Source organism: Burkholderia sp. F1 (genome assembly GCF_050813845.1).
Taxonomy (GTDB): domain Bacteria; phylum Pseudomonadota; class Gammaproteobacteria; order Burkholderiales; family Burkholderiaceae; genus Burkholderia; species Burkholderia ubonensis.
Map to the genome: position 1 here is coordinate 1,248,421 of NZ_CP172421.1, position 15,307 is coordinate 1,263,727.

Genomic DNA, 15,307 nt, shown 5'->3' on the forward strand with positions numbered 1-15,307 from the left:
TTTCGCTTGATCGGCACTGAATGGATCATATTCGCAATTTCTCGATCATCGCGCACATCGACCATGGCAAGTCGACGCTCGCGGATCGCATCATCCAGGTATGCGGCGGGCTCGCCGACCGTGAAATGGAAGCGCAGGTGCTCGACTCGATGGATATCGAGCGCGAGCGCGGCATCACGATCAAGGCGCAGACTGCCGCGCTGTCGTATCGTGCGCGCGACGGCAAGGTGTACAACCTGAACCTGATCGACACTCCGGGGCACGTCGACTTCTCGTACGAGGTCAGCCGCTCGCTGTCCGCGTGCGAAGGCGCGCTGCTCGTCGTCGACGCGAGCCAGGGCGTCGAGGCGCAGACGGTCGCGAACTGCTACACGGCGATCGAGCTGGGCGTCGAGGTCGTGCCGGTGCTGAACAAGATCGACCTGCCGGCCGCGAACCCCGAGAACGCGATCGAGGAGATCGAGGACGTGATCGGCATCGACGCGATGGACGCGACGCGCTGCAGCGCGAAGACGGGCCTCGGCGTCGAGGACGTGCTCGAAGCGCTGATCGCGAAGGTGCCGCCGCCGAAGGGCGATCCGGCCGCGCCGCTGCAGGCGCTGATCATCGATTCGTGGTTCGACAACTACGTCGGCGTCGTGATGCTCGTGCGCATCGTCAACGGCACGCTGCGTCCGAAGGAAAAGATCAAGCTGATGGCGACCGGCGCGCAGTACCCGGTCGAGCACATCGGCGTGTTCACGCCGAAGTCGCGCAATCTCGAGTCGCTGTCGGCGGGGCAGGTGGGCTTCATCATCGCCGGCATCAAGGAACTGAACGCCGCGAAGGTGGGCGACACGGTCACGCATGTGACCAAGCCGGCCGCCGAGCCGCTGCCGGGCTTCAAGGAAGTGAAGCCGCAGGTGTTCGCGGGCCTGTACCCGGTCGAGGCGAACCAGTACGACGCGCTGCGCGAATCGCTGGAAAAGCTGAAGCTCAACGACGCGTCGCTGCAGTACGAGCCGGAAGTGTCGCAGGCGCTCGGCTTCGGCTTCCGCTGCGGCTTCCTCGGCCTGCTGCACATGGAGATCGTGCAGGAGCGGCTCGAGCGCGAGTTCGACATGGACCTCATCACGACCGCGCCCACCGTGGTCTACGAGGTCGTGCAGAGCGACGGCGCGACGATCATGGTCGAGAACCCGGCGAAGATGCCGGAGCCCGCGCGGATCGGCGAGATCCGCGAGCCGATCGTCACCGTGAACCTGTACATGCCGCAGGACTACGTCGGTTCGGTGATCACCCTGTGCGAGCAGAAGCGCGGCGTGCAGATCAACATGCAGTACCACGGTCGCCAGGTGCAGCTCACGTACGAAATCCCGATGGCCGAGATCGTGCTCGACTTCTTCGATCGCCTGAAGTCGGTGTCGCGCGGCTATGCATCGATGGACTACGAGTTCAAGGAATACCGCTCGGCGGACGTCGTGAAGGTCGACATGCTGATCAACGGCGACAAGGTCGATGCGCTGTCGATCATCGTGCACCGTTCGCAGTCGCAGTACCGCGGCCGCGAAGTCGCCGCGAAGATGCGCGAGATCATCCCGCGCCAGATGTACGACGTGGCGATCCAGGCCGCGATCGGCGCGCACATCATCGCGCGCGAGAACATCAAGGCGCTGCGCAAGAACGTGCTCGCGAAGTGCTACGGCGGCGACATCACGCGGAAGAAGAAGCTGCTCGAGAAGCAGAAGGAAGGCAAGAAGCGGATGAAGCAGGTGGGTTCGGTCGAGATTCCGCAGGAAGCGTTCCTGGCGATCTTGCGCGTCGAAGACAAATAACAGGACTGATCCTTTTATGAATTTTGCGCTGATTCTTTTTGTGCTCGTCGCATTGACGGGCGTGGCGTGGGTTGCAGACAAGATGGTGTTCCTGCCGCAGCGCCGGCGGGCGGCAGACGCGGCAGTCGACGCGTTCGATCAGCAGCAGGCGCGCATCGAGAAGCGCTTCGCCGACGAGAACGCGGTGCAGACCCGTTCGAAGCTGCGCGACGAGAAGCTGCGCCAGCCGTGGTGGCTCGAGTACACCGCAAGCTTCTTCCCGGTGATCCTCGCGGTGTTCGTCGTGCGTTCGTTCATCGTCGAGCCGTTCAAGATCCCGTCGGGCTCGATGGTTCCGACGCTGCTCGTCGGCGACTTCATCCTCGTCAACAAGTTCGACTACGGCCTGCGCATGCCGGTCACGAACACGAAGCTCACGCAAGGCCGTCCGCTCGAGCGCGGCGACGTCGTCGTGTTCCGCTACCCGAAGGACGAGTCGGTCGACTACATCAAGCGCGTGATCGGCCTGCCGGGCGACACCGTCGCTTACCAGGACAAGCAGCTGACGATCAACGGCAAGCCGGTGCCCGAGACGCCGCTGGCCGACTTCTTCGACGACGAGCGGCAGAACTACGCGAAGCAGTTCGAGGAGTCGCTCGGCGGCCGCAAGAACGCGATCCTCAACAACCCTGCAGTGCCGCCGTTCGTGATGGGCGCGTACGACTATCCGTATCGCGACAATTGCACGTACAACAGCCGCGGCGTGATCTGCAAGGTGCCGGCGGGCCACTACTTCATGATGGGCGACAACCGCGACAACAGCGCGGACAGCCGCTACTGGGGCTTCGTGCCGGACCAGAACATCGTCGGCCGCGCGTTCTTCATCTGGATGAACTTCGGCGACCTGAAGCGGATCGGCTCCTTCAACTGATCCCGATCGATGCACGCGCAACACGCGACGCCCGGGCCGCGCCGCGTATTGCCGAACTACTTTAAGAACCGGCGGTAACACCGCTTTGTCATGCCTTTTCGGGGCCGGCTGCGTCGTTTCGGCGCGACCGGCGCCCGCGTTATACTCCTGCACATGCCCCTATCTCAGTTGGAAAGCCGGCTGCGCTATGAATTTCGCAATGCGGAATTGCTGCGCCAGGCTTTGACCCATCGCAGTCACAGTGCCACGCACAACGAGCGGCTCGAGTTTCTCGGCGATTCCGTTCTCAATTGCGCGGTGGCCGCTCTTTTGTTCCAGCGTTTCAGCAAGCTGGACGAAGGCGACCTGTCGCGGGTGCGGGCGAACCTCGTCAAACAGCAGTCGCTGTATGAAATTGCTCAGGCCCTGAATATTTCCGACGGGTTGCGGCTGGGCGAGGGCGAACTGCGCAGCGGCGGGTTCCGCCGGCCGTCGATCCTCGCGGACGCGTTCGAAGCCATCATCGGGGCCGTGTTTCTCGATGGCGGCTTCGAAGCCGCCCAAGGGGTGATCAAGCGGCTCTACATCCCGATTCTCGATCACATCGATCCGCGCACGCTCGGCAAGGACGCGAAGACGCTGCTGCAGGAATACCTGCAGGGGCACAAGATCGCGCTGCCGACCTACACGGTCGTCGCGACGCATGGTGCGGCGCACAATCAGCAGTTCGAGGTCGAATGCACGGTGCCGAAGCTGGACGTCAAGGTGTCCGGTTCCGGCGCGAGCCGTCGCGCGGCCGAGCAGGCCGCCGCGAAGAAGGCGCTCGACGAAGTGGTTGCGGCCGCGCCGATGCTGGCCGCGAAGCCGAAACGTTCGAAGAACGCACGCGCGGCCAAGCATGTGGAGCCGGAAATCGTGCCCGGCGTGAAAGGCGTGCAGGAAGCGCTCGACCTGCGCTCGCCCGAGCGGAAGGAGCGCGCCGCGGCGCGCGCCGAAGCGAAGGCCGCGGCGGCCCCGGCAGCCGCGAGCAGCGTGGCGGAGGCGGTCGAGCGCGCGGCGCAGGCGCCGGTGGCCGCGATTCGCGCCGCGCATGTCGAGCACGGTGCGGACAAGGCCGAGCGGGCGGCGAAGCCGGCGACGGACAAGCCCGCGGACCGCGCCGATGCCGTGCCGAAACCCGCCGACAAGGCCATCGAGCGAACCGATGCCGCGCCGCGTGCAGCCGACAAGCCTGCCGACCGCGCCGACTCTGCGCCTCACGCGGCCGAGAAGGCCGAGAAGCCCGCCGAGCGCGCCGCGCCGCGCGCGCGCGAAGTGACGCCCGGCCAGGACGCGTCGTCCGGCGAAACGAGCCTCGCCGCTGCGCCGGCGCGCGTGGCCGATGCCGGCCACTGAATTGCCCATCGATCGTGCCGCGCGCCGCGCGGCCGGTTCCGAACCTGTCTCCCAATCGATATGAACGCTACCGCTCCCACTGGTTTCCGCTGCGGCATGATCGCGATCGTGGGCCGTCCGAACGTCGGCAAGTCGACGCTGATGAACGCGCTCGTCGGCCAGAAGATCAGCATCACGTCCCGCAAGGCGCAGACGACCCGCCACCGCATCACCGGCATCAACACGACCGAAGATGCGCAATTCATCTTCGTCGATACGCCCGGCTTCCAGACCCGCCACAGTACCGCGCTGAACCGCTCGCTGAACCGCGCGGTCACGTCGACGCTGACGTCGGTCGACGCGATCCTGTTCGTGATCGAGGCCGGCCGCTTCGGGCCGGACGACCAGAAGGTGCTCGACCTGATTCCGCCCGGCGTTCCGACGCTGCTGATCGCGAACAAGCTCGACCGCGTGAACGACAAGACGACGCTGTACCCGTTCATGCAGAAGGTGAGCGCGCTGCGCGAGTTCACGGAAATCGTGCCGCTGTCGGCAAAGCACGTCGAAGACATCCAGCGCCTGATGGAGACGGTCAAGCCGTACCTGCCGGAAGGCGAGCCGATCTACGGCGAGGACGACCTGACCGACCGCAGTTCGCGCTTCCTCGCCGCCGAGATCCTGCGCGAGAAGGTGTTCCGCTGGACCGGCGACGAGCTGCCGTACACGAGCACGGTCATCATCGACAAGTTCGAGGAGGAAGGGCGGCTGAAGCGCGTCTTCGCGACGATCCTCGTCGAGCGCGATTCGCACAAGGCGATGGTGATCGGCAAGAAGGGCGCGAAGCTCAAGCAGATCAGCACCGAAGCGCGGATGGACATGGAAAAGCTGTTCGACGGCCCCGTCTATCTCGAGACCTTCGTCAAGGTGAAGAGTGGCTGGGCCGACAACGAAGCGGGGCTTCGTGCCTATGGGTACGAATGACGCGCTGACGTCGACCGAAGACGCGGTAGAGGCAGGCGCCGACGCGCCGCCGCCTGCCGCGCCCCCCGCACCGCCGCGCAAGGCGCGGCGCGCGACCTCGCGCACGTCCGATTTCCGCGTCGCCGAGCAGCCGGCGTTCGTGCTGCACAGCTATCCCTATCGTGAAACGAGCCTGATCATCGACGTGCTGACGCGCGATCACGGCCGGCTCGCGCTCGTCGCGAAAGGCGCGAAGCGTCCGCATTCCGCGCTGCGCGGCGTGCTGCAGACGTTCCAGCCGCTGCTGCTGTCGTGGTCCGGCAAGTCCGAGATGCGTACGCTGACGGGCGCCGAGTGGGTCGGCGGGATGCTGCCGCTCGCCGGCGACGCGCTGCTGTGCGGGTTCTACGCAAACGAATTGCTCGTCAAGTTCTGCGCACGCGAAGATCCGCAGCCGCCGCTCTTCAATCATTACGTCGTGACGCTCACGCGCCTCGCGCATGGCGAGCCCGCGGTGCAGGTGCTGCGCTCGTTCGAGCGCGTGCTGCTGCGCGAAACGGGCTATGCGATGGCGCTGAACCGCACGGTCGCGCGCCGCGCGGTCGAGGCCGACCGCCTGTACGTGTTCGATCCCGAGCGCGGCGTGCGCGGCGCGGACGACGACGTGCCGTCGCACTGGCCGGTGGTTTCCGGACAGACGTTGCTCGACATGGAGCAGGACGATTACCATCGAGCCCAGACCGTCGCGCAAAGCAAGACGCTGATGCGCTTTCTGCTGAACACCTATCTCGGCGGCACGCCGCTCGCGACGCGCCAGATCCTGATCGACCTGCAAAATCTATGAGCTTCTTCCTGACTTCGCCCACCGCCATCGATCTCGGCGTCAACATCGACCACGTGGCGACGCTGCGCAATGCGCGCGGCACGACCTATCCCGACCCGATCCGCGCGGCGCTCGCCGCCGAAGAGGCCGGCGCCGACGCGATCACGCTGCACCTGCGCGAGGATCGCCGGCACATCGTCGACGCGGACGTGCGCAAGCTGCGCCCGCTCCTGAAGACGCGCATGAACCTCGAATGCGCGGTGACGGCCGAGATGCTCGACATCGCGTGCGAGGTCAAGCCGCACGACGCGTGCCTCGTGCCCGAAAAGCGCGAGGAGCTGACGACCGAAGGCGGTCTTGACGTCGCGGGCCGCTTCGAGGCCGTGCGCGCCGCGTGTCGGCAACTTGCCGACGCCGGCGTGCGCGTGTCGCTGTTCATCGATCCGGACGAGACGCAGATCCGCGCCGCGCACGAAGCGGGCGCGCCGGTGATCGAACTGCACACGGGCCGCTACGCCGACGCGCACGACGCGGCCGAGCAGCAGCGCGAATACGAGCGGATCGTCGCGGGCGTGCAGGCGGGCGCGCAGCTCGGCCTGAAGGTCAACGCGGGGCACGGACTGCATTACACGAACGTGCAGCAGATCGCGGCGATCGACGGCATCGTCGAACTGAACATCGGCCACGCGATCGTCGCGCATGCGATCTTCGCGGGCTGGGACAACGCGGTGCGCGAGATGAAGGCGATCATGGTAGCGGCGCGCGTCGCGGCGCTGCACGGCGCACGCTGAACGCATGGCGATCTACGGCATCGGCACCGACATCGTCCAGGTGAGCCGCATCGCGGCGGTGCTCGAGCGCACCGGCGGCCGGTTCGCCGAGAAAGTGCTTGGGCCCGACGAGCTGCGCGTGTTCCACGCGCGCCGCGCACGCTCCGAGGCGCGCGGCATCGCGTTCCTCGCGACGCGCTTTTCCGCGAAGGAAGCGTTCTCGAAGGCGATCGGGCTCGGCATGCACTGGCCGATGACGTGGCGCGCGCTGCAGACCCTCAATCAACCGAGCGGCGAGCCGTATGTCGCCGCGTCCGGCGAACTGGCCGACTGGCTTGCGGCGCGCGGCATCACCGCCCGCGTGACGGTCAGCGACGAGCGCGATTACGCGGTGTCGTTCGTGATCGCCGAGACCGACATGCCTGCGGCGGCTCCACCGGTTCCACGATCTTCTCCCTGACGGATTCCCGATTCGATGAAAACGACTCCCGGCCCGGTCATGCTCGACGTCGTCGGCACGGCCCTGACGCGCGACGACGCGCGCCGTCTCGCGCATCCGAACACCGGCGGCGTGATCCTGTTCGCGCGGCACTTCCAGAATCGTGCGCAGCTGACTGAGCTGACCGACGCCATTCGCGCGATCCGCGAGGACGTGCTGATTGCCGTCGATCACGAGGGCGGCCGCGTGCAGCGCTTTCGCACCGACGGCTTCACGGTGCTGCCCGCGATGCGCCGCCTCGGCGAGCTGTGGGACCAGGACGTGCTGCGGGCGACGAAGGTTGCGACCGCGGTCGGCTACATCCTCGCCGCGGAGCTGCGCGCATGCGGGATCGACATGAGCTTCACGCCCGTGCTCGATCTCGACTACGGCCACTCGAAAGTGATCGGCGATCGCGCGTTCCATCGCGATCCGCGCGTCGTGACGATGCTCGCGAAGAGCGTGAACCACGGGCTCTCGCTCGCCGGCATGGCGAACTGCGGCAAGCATTTCCCCGGGCACGGTTTCGCGGAAGCCGATTCGCACGTCGCGCTGCCCACCGACGACCGGCCGCTCGACACGATCCTCAAGCAGGACGTCGCGCCTTACGACTGGCTCGGCCTGTCGCTGGCGGCGGTGATTCCGGCGCATGTGATCTACACGCAGGTCGACGCGCGGCCGGCCGGTTTCTCGCGGGTCTGGCTGCAGGACATCCTGCGCGGCCGGCTCGGCTTCACCGGCGCGATCTTCAGCGACGATCTGTCGATGGAGGCCGCGCGAGAAGGCGGCACGCTGACGCAGGCGGCCGACGCTGCGCTTGCGGCCGGGTGCGACATGGTGCTGGTCTGCAACCAGCCGGATGCGGCCGAAGCCGTGCTGAACGGATTGAAGGCGCAGCCGTCGCCGGACTCGGTGCGACGCATCAAGCGGATGCGAGCACGCGGCAAGCCGGCCAAGTGGGACAAGCTGATCGCGCAGCCCGAGTATCTGCGTGCGCAGGCGCTGCTGCGCGACGCGTTCGCGTAAGCGCGCGAAACGAAACAGCCGCGCAACTCGCGCGGCTTCAAGCGGCCGGTCAGCCTGACCGAGACAGCCCGATCAGCAGATGCTGAGCGGGCTGTCTCATTTGTGGCGGCGCGATCCGCGCCGCGCTGCCTCAGTTCACCTTCATCCGCTGCAGCTTGTTGTACAGCGTCTTCGGGCTGATGCCGAGCAGCGTCGCCGCGCGATGGCGCGTGCCGCCGACCGCATCGAGCGTCGCGCGGATCAGCAGATCCTCGACGTCCGACAGCGGCGTGCCGACCTTGATCTGCACGCTGCTGCCGTTCAGCGCGGCGCCCGCGGAGAAGCTCGCTTCGCCGGCGCGCAGCGTGTCGATGAAGTCGCCGGATGCGTCGTACGCGAAGCGCACGCGCTCCTGCAGCTCGCGCACGTTGCCCGGCCACTCGTAGGACAGGCATTCGCGCACGAAACCCGGCGCGGCGCGCTTGTCGGTCGTGCTGCGGCCGGTCGCGCGCGCCTCGCGGTTCAGTTCGTCGATCAGTGCATCGGCGATCGACAGCGCATCGCCGTCGCGTTCGCGCAGCGGCGGCATCGAGATCGACGCCGCGTCGAGGCGCAGCCACAGATCTTCGCGCAGCGTGCCGCTCGCGACCGCTTCGCGCGCCGGGCGGCGCGTGGCGGCGATCAGCCGGAAGTCGCTCGCGACCGGGCTCGTGCCGCCGATGCGCATGAAGTTCTGCGAATCGAGCGCCTGCAGCAGCGCTTCCTGCAGCACGAGCGGCAGCGCCGTGATCTCGTCGAGGAACAGCGTGCCACCGCTCGCTTGCTCGAACAGGCCGGATTCGCGCCGCTCGGCGCCGTCGTACGCGCCGCGCTCGTGGCCGAACAGCACGCTGTCGAGCGCTGCGCCGTGATGTCCGGCCTGCGCGAGCGTGCGGCAGTCGAACGCGACGAACGGCCCCTTGCGGCGGCGGCTCAGGTCATGCAGCGTGCGCGCGGCCAGCTTCTTGCCGGTGCCGGCCTCGCCCGAGAACAGCACGGCCGTTTCGGTGCGCGCGTTGTGCTCGATCATGTCGTACACGTGCTGCATGGCTTCGCTGCGGCCAACCAGCGCGCCGAAGCGGCCGAGGTGGCGCAGCGACGCGCGCAGCGACTGCACTTCGTCGATCAGTTCGTAGGGCCGGGGAATGCGCGCGAGCAGGCTGCGCAGGCGCGGAATGTTGATCGGCTTGAGCAGGTAGTCCCAGATTCCGTGGCGCAGGCCTTCGATCGCGCTTTCGACCGTCGCGTTGCCGGTCAGCACGATGACCGGCAGCGAGCCGTTCGGCTGCTGCTGCGGCAGGTGCTGAAGCAGGTCGAACCCGCTGCCGTCCGGCAGGTTCAGGTCGACGAGGACGACGTCGGGGATCGAGCGGCCGAGCGCGGTGCGCGCTTCGGCAAGCGACGTAGCCGTGTCGACCGAGAAGCCGTCCGCGGCGAGGAGCGCGGTGAGGCCGGACAGACTGTTTGGATCGTCTTCGACAATCAGGGCGTGTGGCATGGTGGACGCGTGTCGTGTCAAGAGAGGCGGGCCATCGGCCGAAAATCCGCAGCCGCATTTCGAGATAAAAAACTGATTTTATGCCCCGGCGAACGCGTAACGAAGATTATTTCTCCATCGCTATAAAACAGTTACCGATGATACAAATTGAATATCTTTATGCGTCGCTTTTGTGGTGCATTCCGGTGTCGGCACGGCGGCGTGCTGTTGACGCCGGCAAAACAAAAGCGCCCCGAAGGGCGCTTTGTTCAACGCGGAAACCGCCTGGCGATTACGCGCGGCTGCGGTATTCGTGCGTACGCGTGTCGATTTCGATCTTGTCGCCGGTATTGCAGAACAGCGGAACCTGCAGTTCGAAACCGGTTGCGAGCTTCGCGTTCTTCAGCACCTTGCCCGACGACGTGTCGCCCTTGACGGCCGGCTCGGTGTAGGTGATTTCGCGCACGAGGACCGTCGGCAGTTCGACCGAGATTGCCTTCTCGTTGTAGAACACGACTTCGCACGCCATGCCGTCTTCGAGGTAATGGAGCGCGTCGCCCATCATTTCCGCTTCGACTTCGAACTGGTTGTAGTCGGCGTCCATGAACACGTACATCGGGTCGGCGAAGTACGAGTACGTCACTTCCTTGCGGTCGAGCACGACGACGTCGAACTTGTCGTCGGCCTTGTAGACCGACTCCTGGCCTGCGTTGGTCAGCAGGTTCTTCATCTTCATCTTGACGACAGCGGCGTTACGGCCAGACTTGTTGTATTCCGTCTTCGCGATGACCCAAGCGTCGCTGCCGATCTGCACGACGTTGCCTACGCGGAGTTCCTGTGCGGTTTTCATAAAAAAACTGTCCTGATCAAATCAAATAAATAGGTGCCTGAGCGTTGCGCAACGGTTGACGGCGCCAAGCGGGTACGTTCCGGGCGGGCGCCAAAAGCAAGCGCTTGCGTGGTCAGCCGTCGGATAACCGTTTATTTTAACTGAGATTTTGCGTACTCGGCCAGCTTTCCGGCGAGATCGCCGACGGCCGCCAGCGCGTCGGCCCAATCGGCCGCATTCGCCTGCAGCGCCGCGCGGTGCTGCCAGAAATCGGCCCAGTCGGGCATGCCCGCGCCGTTCCATGCGTGCCAGAAGCGGGCGAGGGCGTCGCGCGGCGCGTCGGCGAGGCCGGCGCCGACATGCGCGAGCGCGGCGTCGAGCTTCGGCAGGTGCGCGTCGTCGGCCTGCGGATAGATGTGCCACACGAACGGCTTGCGCGCCCATTGCGCGCGGACGAACGAATCCTCGCCGCGCACGAGGTTCAGGTCGCCGATCCACAGCAGCGGATCGTAGTCCGACTGCGGGACGAACGCGAGCCCATGCGCGGTGAGATTGCCGTGGCTCGCCCGTGCGCCGGCGCCGAACGACTCGACCCCGAAAAAGCGCGCGACGGCGGGCGACACGCGCCCCTCCGGCACGAGCGCGACGACCGGCGACGGGCCGTCGCGCCACTGCGCGAGCAGCGCGTCGACGGCCGGATTTTCGTACGCGAACAGGCTGACGACCGTCGTGCCCGGCGCGGGCGGCGCGTCGCCCGTCGTGCGCCGCCACCAGGCGGCGCGCGCGCGCGCGTCGGCGTCGAAGGCCGCGCGGCGCGCGTCGAGGTCGCGTTCCTTCAGGACGCCGCCGGTGCCGGCCGACAGGCCGGGGAAGAAGAACGTCTTGACGAGCGGGTAGCGCGGATGCGGCGACGGCCGCAGATGGAAGTCGGCAACCCAGTCCTCGGCGCTCAGGTATTCGAGGTTGATCCACACGGGCCGGCGCTCGCGGCGCGCCATCGCCGCGAGATACGGGCCCGGCAGCTCGCACGCGAACGCCTCGATCACGACGTCGGCGATCTCGATCGCGTCGCCGACTTCGGCGTGCCAGTGCTCGATCACGACCCCGTCGGCGGTCTGCCGCAGCGCGTCGGGCTCGACGCCGGGCAGCAGGCGCGCGAACGTGCGCAGGTCGTCGACGATGAGCCGCACCTGCCAGCCGTGCTCGTGCGCGAGCTGGCGCGCGAGGCGCCAGCACACGCCGATGTCGCCGAAGTTGTCGACGACGGTGCAGAAGATGTCGCAGGCGACGGATTCGTCCGGCGCGCGCGGCGTCGGGTCGTGGGGGCGGGGGACGGTGTGTGGCATCGGAGCGGGCAGGTGGAATGCTCTAAACTGGCGATTCTAATAGACCCGTTCGCGCGCCTCGCGGCGCCCGGATCACGCATGACATCCCCAGAAGCCTCCGAAGCCCCGTTCGAACCGAAGAAGATCCTCGCGCAGCTGCCGCACCTGCCCGGCGTCTACCGCTATTACGACGCGGCCGGCGCGGTGCTCTACGTCGGCAAGGCGCGCGACCTGAAGAAGCGCGTGTCGAGCTATTTCACGAAGACGCAGCTGTCGCCGCGCATCGCGATGATGGTCACGCGCATCGCGCGCGTCGAGACGACCGTCACGCGCTCGGAGGCGGAAGCGCTGCTGCTCGAGAACAACCTGATCAAGGCGCTCGCGCCGCGCTACAACATCCTGTTTCGCGACGACAAGTCGTATCCGTACCTGAAGCTGACCGCGCACCGCTTTCCGCGGATGGCGTATTACCGTGGCGCCGTCGACAAGCAGAACCAGTATTTCGGGCCGTTCCCGAGCGCGTGGGCCGTGCGCGAGAGCATCCAGATCCTGCAGCGCGTGTTCCAGCTGCGCACCTGCGAGGATTCGGTGTTCAACAACCGCACGCGGCCGTGCCTGCTGCACCAGATCGGGCGCTGCACCGCGCCGTGCGTCGGCGCGGTTTCGGAAGAGGACTACGCGCGCGACGTGTCGAACGCCGCGCGCTTCCTGCTCGGCCGGCAGTCCGAAGTGATGAAGGAGCTCGAGCAGAAGATGCACGGGTTCGCGGCGGAGCTGAAGTTCGAGCAGGCGGCGGCCGTGCGCAACCAGATGAGCTCGCTCGCGACCGTGCTGCATCAGCAGGCGATCGAGGTCGGCAGCGACAGCGACGTCGACATCCTCGCGGTGGTCGCGCAGGGCGGGCGCGTGTGCGTGAACCTCGCGATGGTGCGCGGCGGCCGGCATCTCGGCGACAAGGCGTATTTCCCGACGCACGTCGAGAGCGCGTTGACGCTTGCGGAAGGCGGGCTCGACGACGAGGCCGAGCTGGCGGTCGACGCGCCGCCGGACCAGCCGGCGGAAGACGCGGCCGGCATGGCCGGCGCGGGTGGCGTGGGCGATGCGCAGGCGTCGGTCGAGGCCGAGGTGCTCGATGCGTTCATCGCGCAGCATTACCTCGGCAACCGCGTGCCGCCGGTGCTCGTCGTGAGCCATGCGCCCGCGAGCCGCGACCTGCTCGACCTGCTGTCCGAGCAGGCCGGCCACAAGGTGTCGCTGGTGCGGCAGCCGCAGGGCCAGCGGCGCGCGTGGCTGTCGATGGCCGAGCAGAACGCGGGCCTCGCGCTCGCGCGGCTGCTGTCCGAGCAGGGCTCGCAGCAGGCGCGCACGCGCGCGCTCGCCGACACGCTCGGCTACGAGAACGACGACCTGGCGCACCTGCGGATCGAGTGCTTCGACATCAGCCACACGATGGGCGAGGCGACCCAGGCTTCGTGCGTCGTCTATCACCATCACAAGATGCAGTCCGGCGAATACCGGCGCTACAACATCACCGGCATCACGCCCGGTGACGATTACGCGGCGATGCGGCAGGTGCTGACGCGCCGCTACGAAAAGATGGTCGAGCAGGCGGCGCAGGCCGCGGCCGCCGACGACGCGGCCGGCATCGACGGCGAGACGACGCGCCAGGCCGAGGCCGCCAGCCTGCTGCCGAACATCGTGCTGATCGACGGCGGCAAGGGGCAGGTCGAGATCGCGCGGCAGGTGTTCACCGAGCTGGGCCTCGACACGTCGATGCTGGTCGGCGTCGCGAAGGGCGAGGGGCGCAAGGTCGGGCTCGAGACGCTCGTGTTCGCCGACGGCCGCGCGCCGCTCGAGCTCGGCAAGGAGAGCGCCGCGCTGATGCTCGTCGCGCAGATCCGCGACGAGGCGCACCGGTTTGCGATCACCGGGATGCGTGCGAAGCGGGCGAAGGCCCGCCAGACGTCGCGGCTCGAGGAGCTCGAAGGGGTCGGCGCGAAACGCCGGCAGCGGCTGCTCGCCCGCTTCGGCGGGTTGCGCGGCGTCGTCGCGGCGAGCGTGGACGAACTCGCGAGCGTCGAGGGCATTTCGCGCGCGCTCGCCGAGCAGATCTACAGGCAGTTGCACTGACACGGCGCCGCCGCCCGCCTCGCTTGTGGCAGGGCGGTCGACGCGGCACAATTGCGAATCCTTTACTGTCCCGGATGCCATGCCGTTCAATTTCCCGATTTTCCTGACGTGGGTGCGGATCGTGCTGATTCCGCTCGTCGTCGGCGTGTTCTATCTGCCGGACACGGTGATGGGCGGCGCGCACCGCAACCTCGCGGCGGCGCTGATCTTCATCCTCGCCGCGCTGACGGACTGGTTCGACGGTTACCTGGCCCGCAAATGGAATCAGACCTCGTCGTTCGGCGCGTTCCTCGACCCGGTCGCGGACAAGCTGATGGTGACGGCCGCGCTGCTGATCCTCGTGCAGATTTCACGCGTCGACGCGGCGATCGCGCTCGTGATCGTCGGCCGCGAGATCGCGATCTCGGCGCTGCGCGAATGGATGGCACAGATCGGTGCATCGAAGAGCGTCGCGGTGAATCAGCTCGGCAAGTTCAAGACCGCATGCCAGATGGTCGCGATTCCGATGCTGCTGTACTACGGACCGCTGCCGCTCGGTTTCGCGACGCTCGACACGCGCGTGTGGGGCGAGTGGCTGATGTATCTCGCCGCAGTGCTGACGATCTGGTCGATGCTGTACTACATGAAGCTCGCGTGGCCGCAGATTCGAGAGCGCAGCCGTGTGTGACGCGGTCTGCCATGCCGGGGCGGAGAATTTTTTGGAAAAAGGGCGCGAAAAACCCTTGACACCCGAATGGGCCTTCGACATAATCTCGCTTCTCCGCTGCACGACGAAGTGGGTGCGGCGAAGCAGAAGCAGTATGCGGGAGTAGCTCAGTTGGTAGAGCGCAACCTTGCCAAGGTTGAGGTCGCGAGTTCGAGACTCGTCTCCCGCTCCAGGTTTTTGGCAGCGCGTTGTACGGCGAGCGCTGCAGTTGCAGGACAATGCGGGAGTAGCTCAGTTGGTAGAGCGCAACCTTGCCAAGGTTGAGGTCGCGAGTTCGAGACTCGTCTCCCGCTCCAGGTTTTTTGGCGGCGCGTTGTATGGCAAGCGCTGCAGTTGCAGGACAATGCGGGAGTAGCTCAGTTGGTAGAGCGCAACCTTGCCAAGGTTGAGGTCGCGAGTTCGAGACTCGTCTCCCGCTCCAGACATTGGGGGAAGCAACGCTTCCCTTTTTATTTGATGGACCGACGGTCATCAAAGAAATCTGTCGCTCGCCGGCACGGCGAGTGAACAGTCCGCTTACGGCGCGATAGCAAAGCGGTTATGCAGCGGCCTGCAAAGCCGTTTAGGCCGGTTCGACTCCGGCTCGCGCCTCCAGAAAAAGCCCCGCTCTGTCGGGGCTTTTCTTTTTCCCCCCTCCGTTTTCATCCTTGTCAGAAAGTCGCCCAGAGTGGTTCGAAGGAGTATTTCT

General features: G+C 66.6%; 13 protein-coding genes and 4 tRNA genes. 14 read left to right on the plus strand and 3 right to left on the minus strand.

The features are described from left to right. Window positions 1-20 precede the first annotated feature (20 nt). From lepA to nagZ, 8 genes are all read left to right on the plus strand, one after another. Complete coding sequence (gene lepA / locus ACFIMZ_RS06120) at window positions 21-1,814, plus strand: translation elongation factor 4 (RefSeq protein ID WP_431821844.1); 1,794 nt, start codon at window positions 21-23, stop codon at window positions 1,812-1,814. Window positions 1,815-1,830: 16 nt separating this feature from the next. Further along, the gene (gene lepB, locus ACFIMZ_RS06125; protein ID WP_431821845.1) at window positions 1,831-2,724 is read left to right on the plus strand and encodes a signal peptidase I; all 894 of its coding nucleotides are present in this window, start codon (window positions 1,831-1,833) and stop codon (window positions 2,722-2,724) included. A 153-nt stretch (window positions 2,725-2,877) separates the two neighbouring features. Then, the gene (gene rnc / locus ACFIMZ_RS06130; protein WP_431821846.1) at window positions 2,878-4,098 is read left to right on the plus strand and encodes a ribonuclease III; all 1,221 of its coding nucleotides are present in this window, start codon (window positions 2,878-2,880) and stop codon (window positions 4,096-4,098) included. A gap of 60 nt (window positions 4,099-4,158) precedes the next feature. After that, entirely contained in the window at window positions 4,159-5,058 is a 900-nt protein-coding gene (gene era, locus ACFIMZ_RS06135; RefSeq protein WP_010091844.1) for a GTPase Era, read from the plus strand. Next, a complete protein-coding gene (gene recO / locus ACFIMZ_RS06140; protein ID WP_059614709.1) occupies window positions 5,045-5,881 on the plus strand; it encodes a DNA repair protein RecO in 837 nt (278 codons plus the stop codon). The genes era and recO overlap by 14 nt, the downstream gene beginning before the upstream one ends. Then, window positions 5,878-6,651, plus strand: a complete 774-nt coding sequence (gene pdxJ, locus ACFIMZ_RS06145) for a pyridoxine 5'-phosphate synthase (RefSeq protein WP_059637376.1) — start codon at window positions 5,878-5,880, stop codon at window positions 6,649-6,651. The genes recO and pdxJ overlap by 4 nt, the downstream gene beginning before the upstream one ends. Window positions 6,652-6,655: 4 nt before the next feature. Continuing rightward, complete coding sequence (acpS, locus tag ACFIMZ_RS06150) at window positions 6,656-7,090, plus strand: holo-ACP synthase (RefSeq protein WP_431821847.1); 435 nt, start codon at window positions 6,656-6,658, stop codon at window positions 7,088-7,090. A gap of 15 nt (window positions 7,091-7,105) precedes the next feature. Next, window positions 7,106-8,134: a beta-N-acetylhexosaminidase gene (gene nagZ, locus ACFIMZ_RS06155; RefSeq protein WP_431821848.1), complete on the plus strand. Its 1,029-nt coding sequence runs from the start codon at window positions 7,106-7,108 to the stop codon at window positions 8,132-8,134. A 130-nt stretch (window positions 8,135-8,264) separates the two neighbouring features. Here the strand turns inward: nagZ and ACFIMZ_RS06160 are convergent, their stop codons facing one another. The 3 genes from ACFIMZ_RS06160 to earP all read right to left on the minus strand — a co-directional run bounded on the left by ACFIMZ_RS06160 (window position 8,265) and on the right by earP (window position 11,804). Next, a complete protein-coding gene (locus ACFIMZ_RS06160; RefSeq protein WP_431821849.1) occupies window positions 8,265-9,650 on the minus strand; it encodes a sigma-54-dependent transcriptional regulator in 1,386 nt (461 codons plus the stop codon). 271 nt (window positions 9,651-9,921) lie between these two features. Beyond that, window positions 9,922-10,479 (minus strand): elongation factor P, encoded by a 558-nt coding sequence (gene efp, locus ACFIMZ_RS06165; RefSeq protein WP_431821850.1) that lies wholly within the window; start codon window positions 10,477-10,479, stop codon window positions 9,922-9,924. A gap of 131 nt (window positions 10,480-10,610) precedes the next feature. Beyond that, window positions 10,611-11,804: an elongation factor P maturation arginine rhamnosyltransferase EarP gene (gene earP, locus ACFIMZ_RS06170; RefSeq protein ID WP_431821851.1), complete on the minus strand. Its 1,194-nt coding sequence runs from the start codon at window positions 11,802-11,804 to the stop codon at window positions 10,611-10,613. Between the two features lie 78 nt (window positions 11,805-11,882). On the opposite strand from earP, the gene uvrC reads away from it, so the two are divergent. The 6 genes from uvrC to ACFIMZ_RS06200 all read left to right on the plus strand — a co-directional run bounded on the left by uvrC (window position 11,883) and on the right by ACFIMZ_RS06200 (window position 15,213). Further along, window positions 11,883-13,913, plus strand: a complete 2,031-nt coding sequence (uvrC, locus tag ACFIMZ_RS06175) for an excinuclease ABC subunit UvrC (protein ID WP_431821852.1) — start codon at window positions 11,883-11,885, stop codon at window positions 13,911-13,913. A 79-nt stretch (window positions 13,914-13,992) separates the two neighbouring features. Continuing rightward, entirely contained in the window at window positions 13,993-14,580 is a 588-nt protein-coding gene (gene pgsA, locus ACFIMZ_RS06180) for a CDP-diacylglycerol--glycerol-3-phosphate 3-phosphatidyltransferase (RefSeq protein WP_084901730.1), read from the plus strand. A 135-nt stretch (window positions 14,581-14,715) separates the two neighbouring features. Then, window positions 14,716-14,791: transfer RNA gene (locus ACFIMZ_RS06185), tRNA-Gly, on the plus strand. Window positions 14,792-14,839: 48 nt separating this feature from the next. Further along, window positions 14,840-14,915, plus strand: a tRNA-Gly gene (locus tag ACFIMZ_RS06190). A gap of 49 nt (window positions 14,916-14,964) precedes the next feature. Further along, window positions 14,965-15,040: transfer RNA gene (locus ACFIMZ_RS06195), tRNA-Gly, on the plus strand. Window positions 15,041-15,139: 99 nt separating this feature from the next. Then, window positions 15,140-15,213 (plus strand) — tRNA-Cys (locus tag ACFIMZ_RS06200). Window positions 15,214-15,307: the final 94 nt, after the last annotated feature.

What these genes read in the sequence shown, in the direction of transcription:
- lepA (WP_431821844.1), top strand. Translation starts at nt 21, where the DNA reads ATGGATCATATTCGCAATTTCTCGATCATCGCGCACATCGACCATGGC.
- lepB (WP_431821845.1), top strand. Translation starts at nt 1,831, where the DNA reads ATGAATTTTGCGCTGATTCTTTTTGTGCTCGTCGCATTGACGGGCGTG.
- rnc (WP_431821846.1), top strand. Translation starts at nt 2,878, where the DNA reads ATGCCCCTATCTCAGTTGGAAAGCCGGCTGCGCTATGAATTTCGCAAT.
- era (WP_010091844.1), top strand. Translation starts at nt 4,159, where the DNA reads ATGAACGCTACCGCTCCCACTGGTTTCCGCTGCGGCATGATCGCGATC.
- recO (WP_059614709.1), top strand. Translation starts at nt 5,045, where the DNA reads ATGGGTACGAATGACGCGCTGACGTCGACCGAAGACGCGGTAGAGGCA.
- pdxJ (WP_059637376.1), top strand. Translation starts at nt 5,878, where the DNA reads ATGAGCTTCTTCCTGACTTCGCCCACCGCCATCGATCTCGGCGTCAAC.
- acpS (WP_431821847.1), top strand. Translation starts at nt 6,656, where the DNA reads ATGGCGATCTACGGCATCGGCACCGACATCGTCCAGGTGAGCCGCATC.
- nagZ (WP_431821848.1), top strand. Translation starts at nt 7,106, where the DNA reads ATGAAAACGACTCCCGGCCCGGTCATGCTCGACGTCGTCGGCACGGCC.
- ACFIMZ_RS06160 (WP_431821849.1), bottom strand. Translation starts at nt 9,650, where the DNA reads ATGCCACACGCCCTGATTGTCGAAGACGATCCAAACAGTCTGTCCGGC.
- efp (WP_431821850.1), bottom strand. Translation starts at nt 10,479, where the DNA reads ATGAAAACCGCACAGGAACTCCGCGTAGGCAACGTCGTGCAGATCGGC.
- earP (WP_431821851.1), bottom strand. Translation starts at nt 11,804, where the DNA reads ATGCCACACACCGTCCCCCGCCCCCACGACCCGACGCCGCGCGCGCCG.
- uvrC (WP_431821852.1), top strand. Translation starts at nt 11,883, where the DNA reads ATGACATCCCCAGAAGCCTCCGAAGCCCCGTTCGAACCGAAGAAGATC.
- pgsA (WP_084901730.1), top strand. Translation starts at nt 13,993, where the DNA reads ATGCCGTTCAATTTCCCGATTTTCCTGACGTGGGTGCGGATCGTGCTG.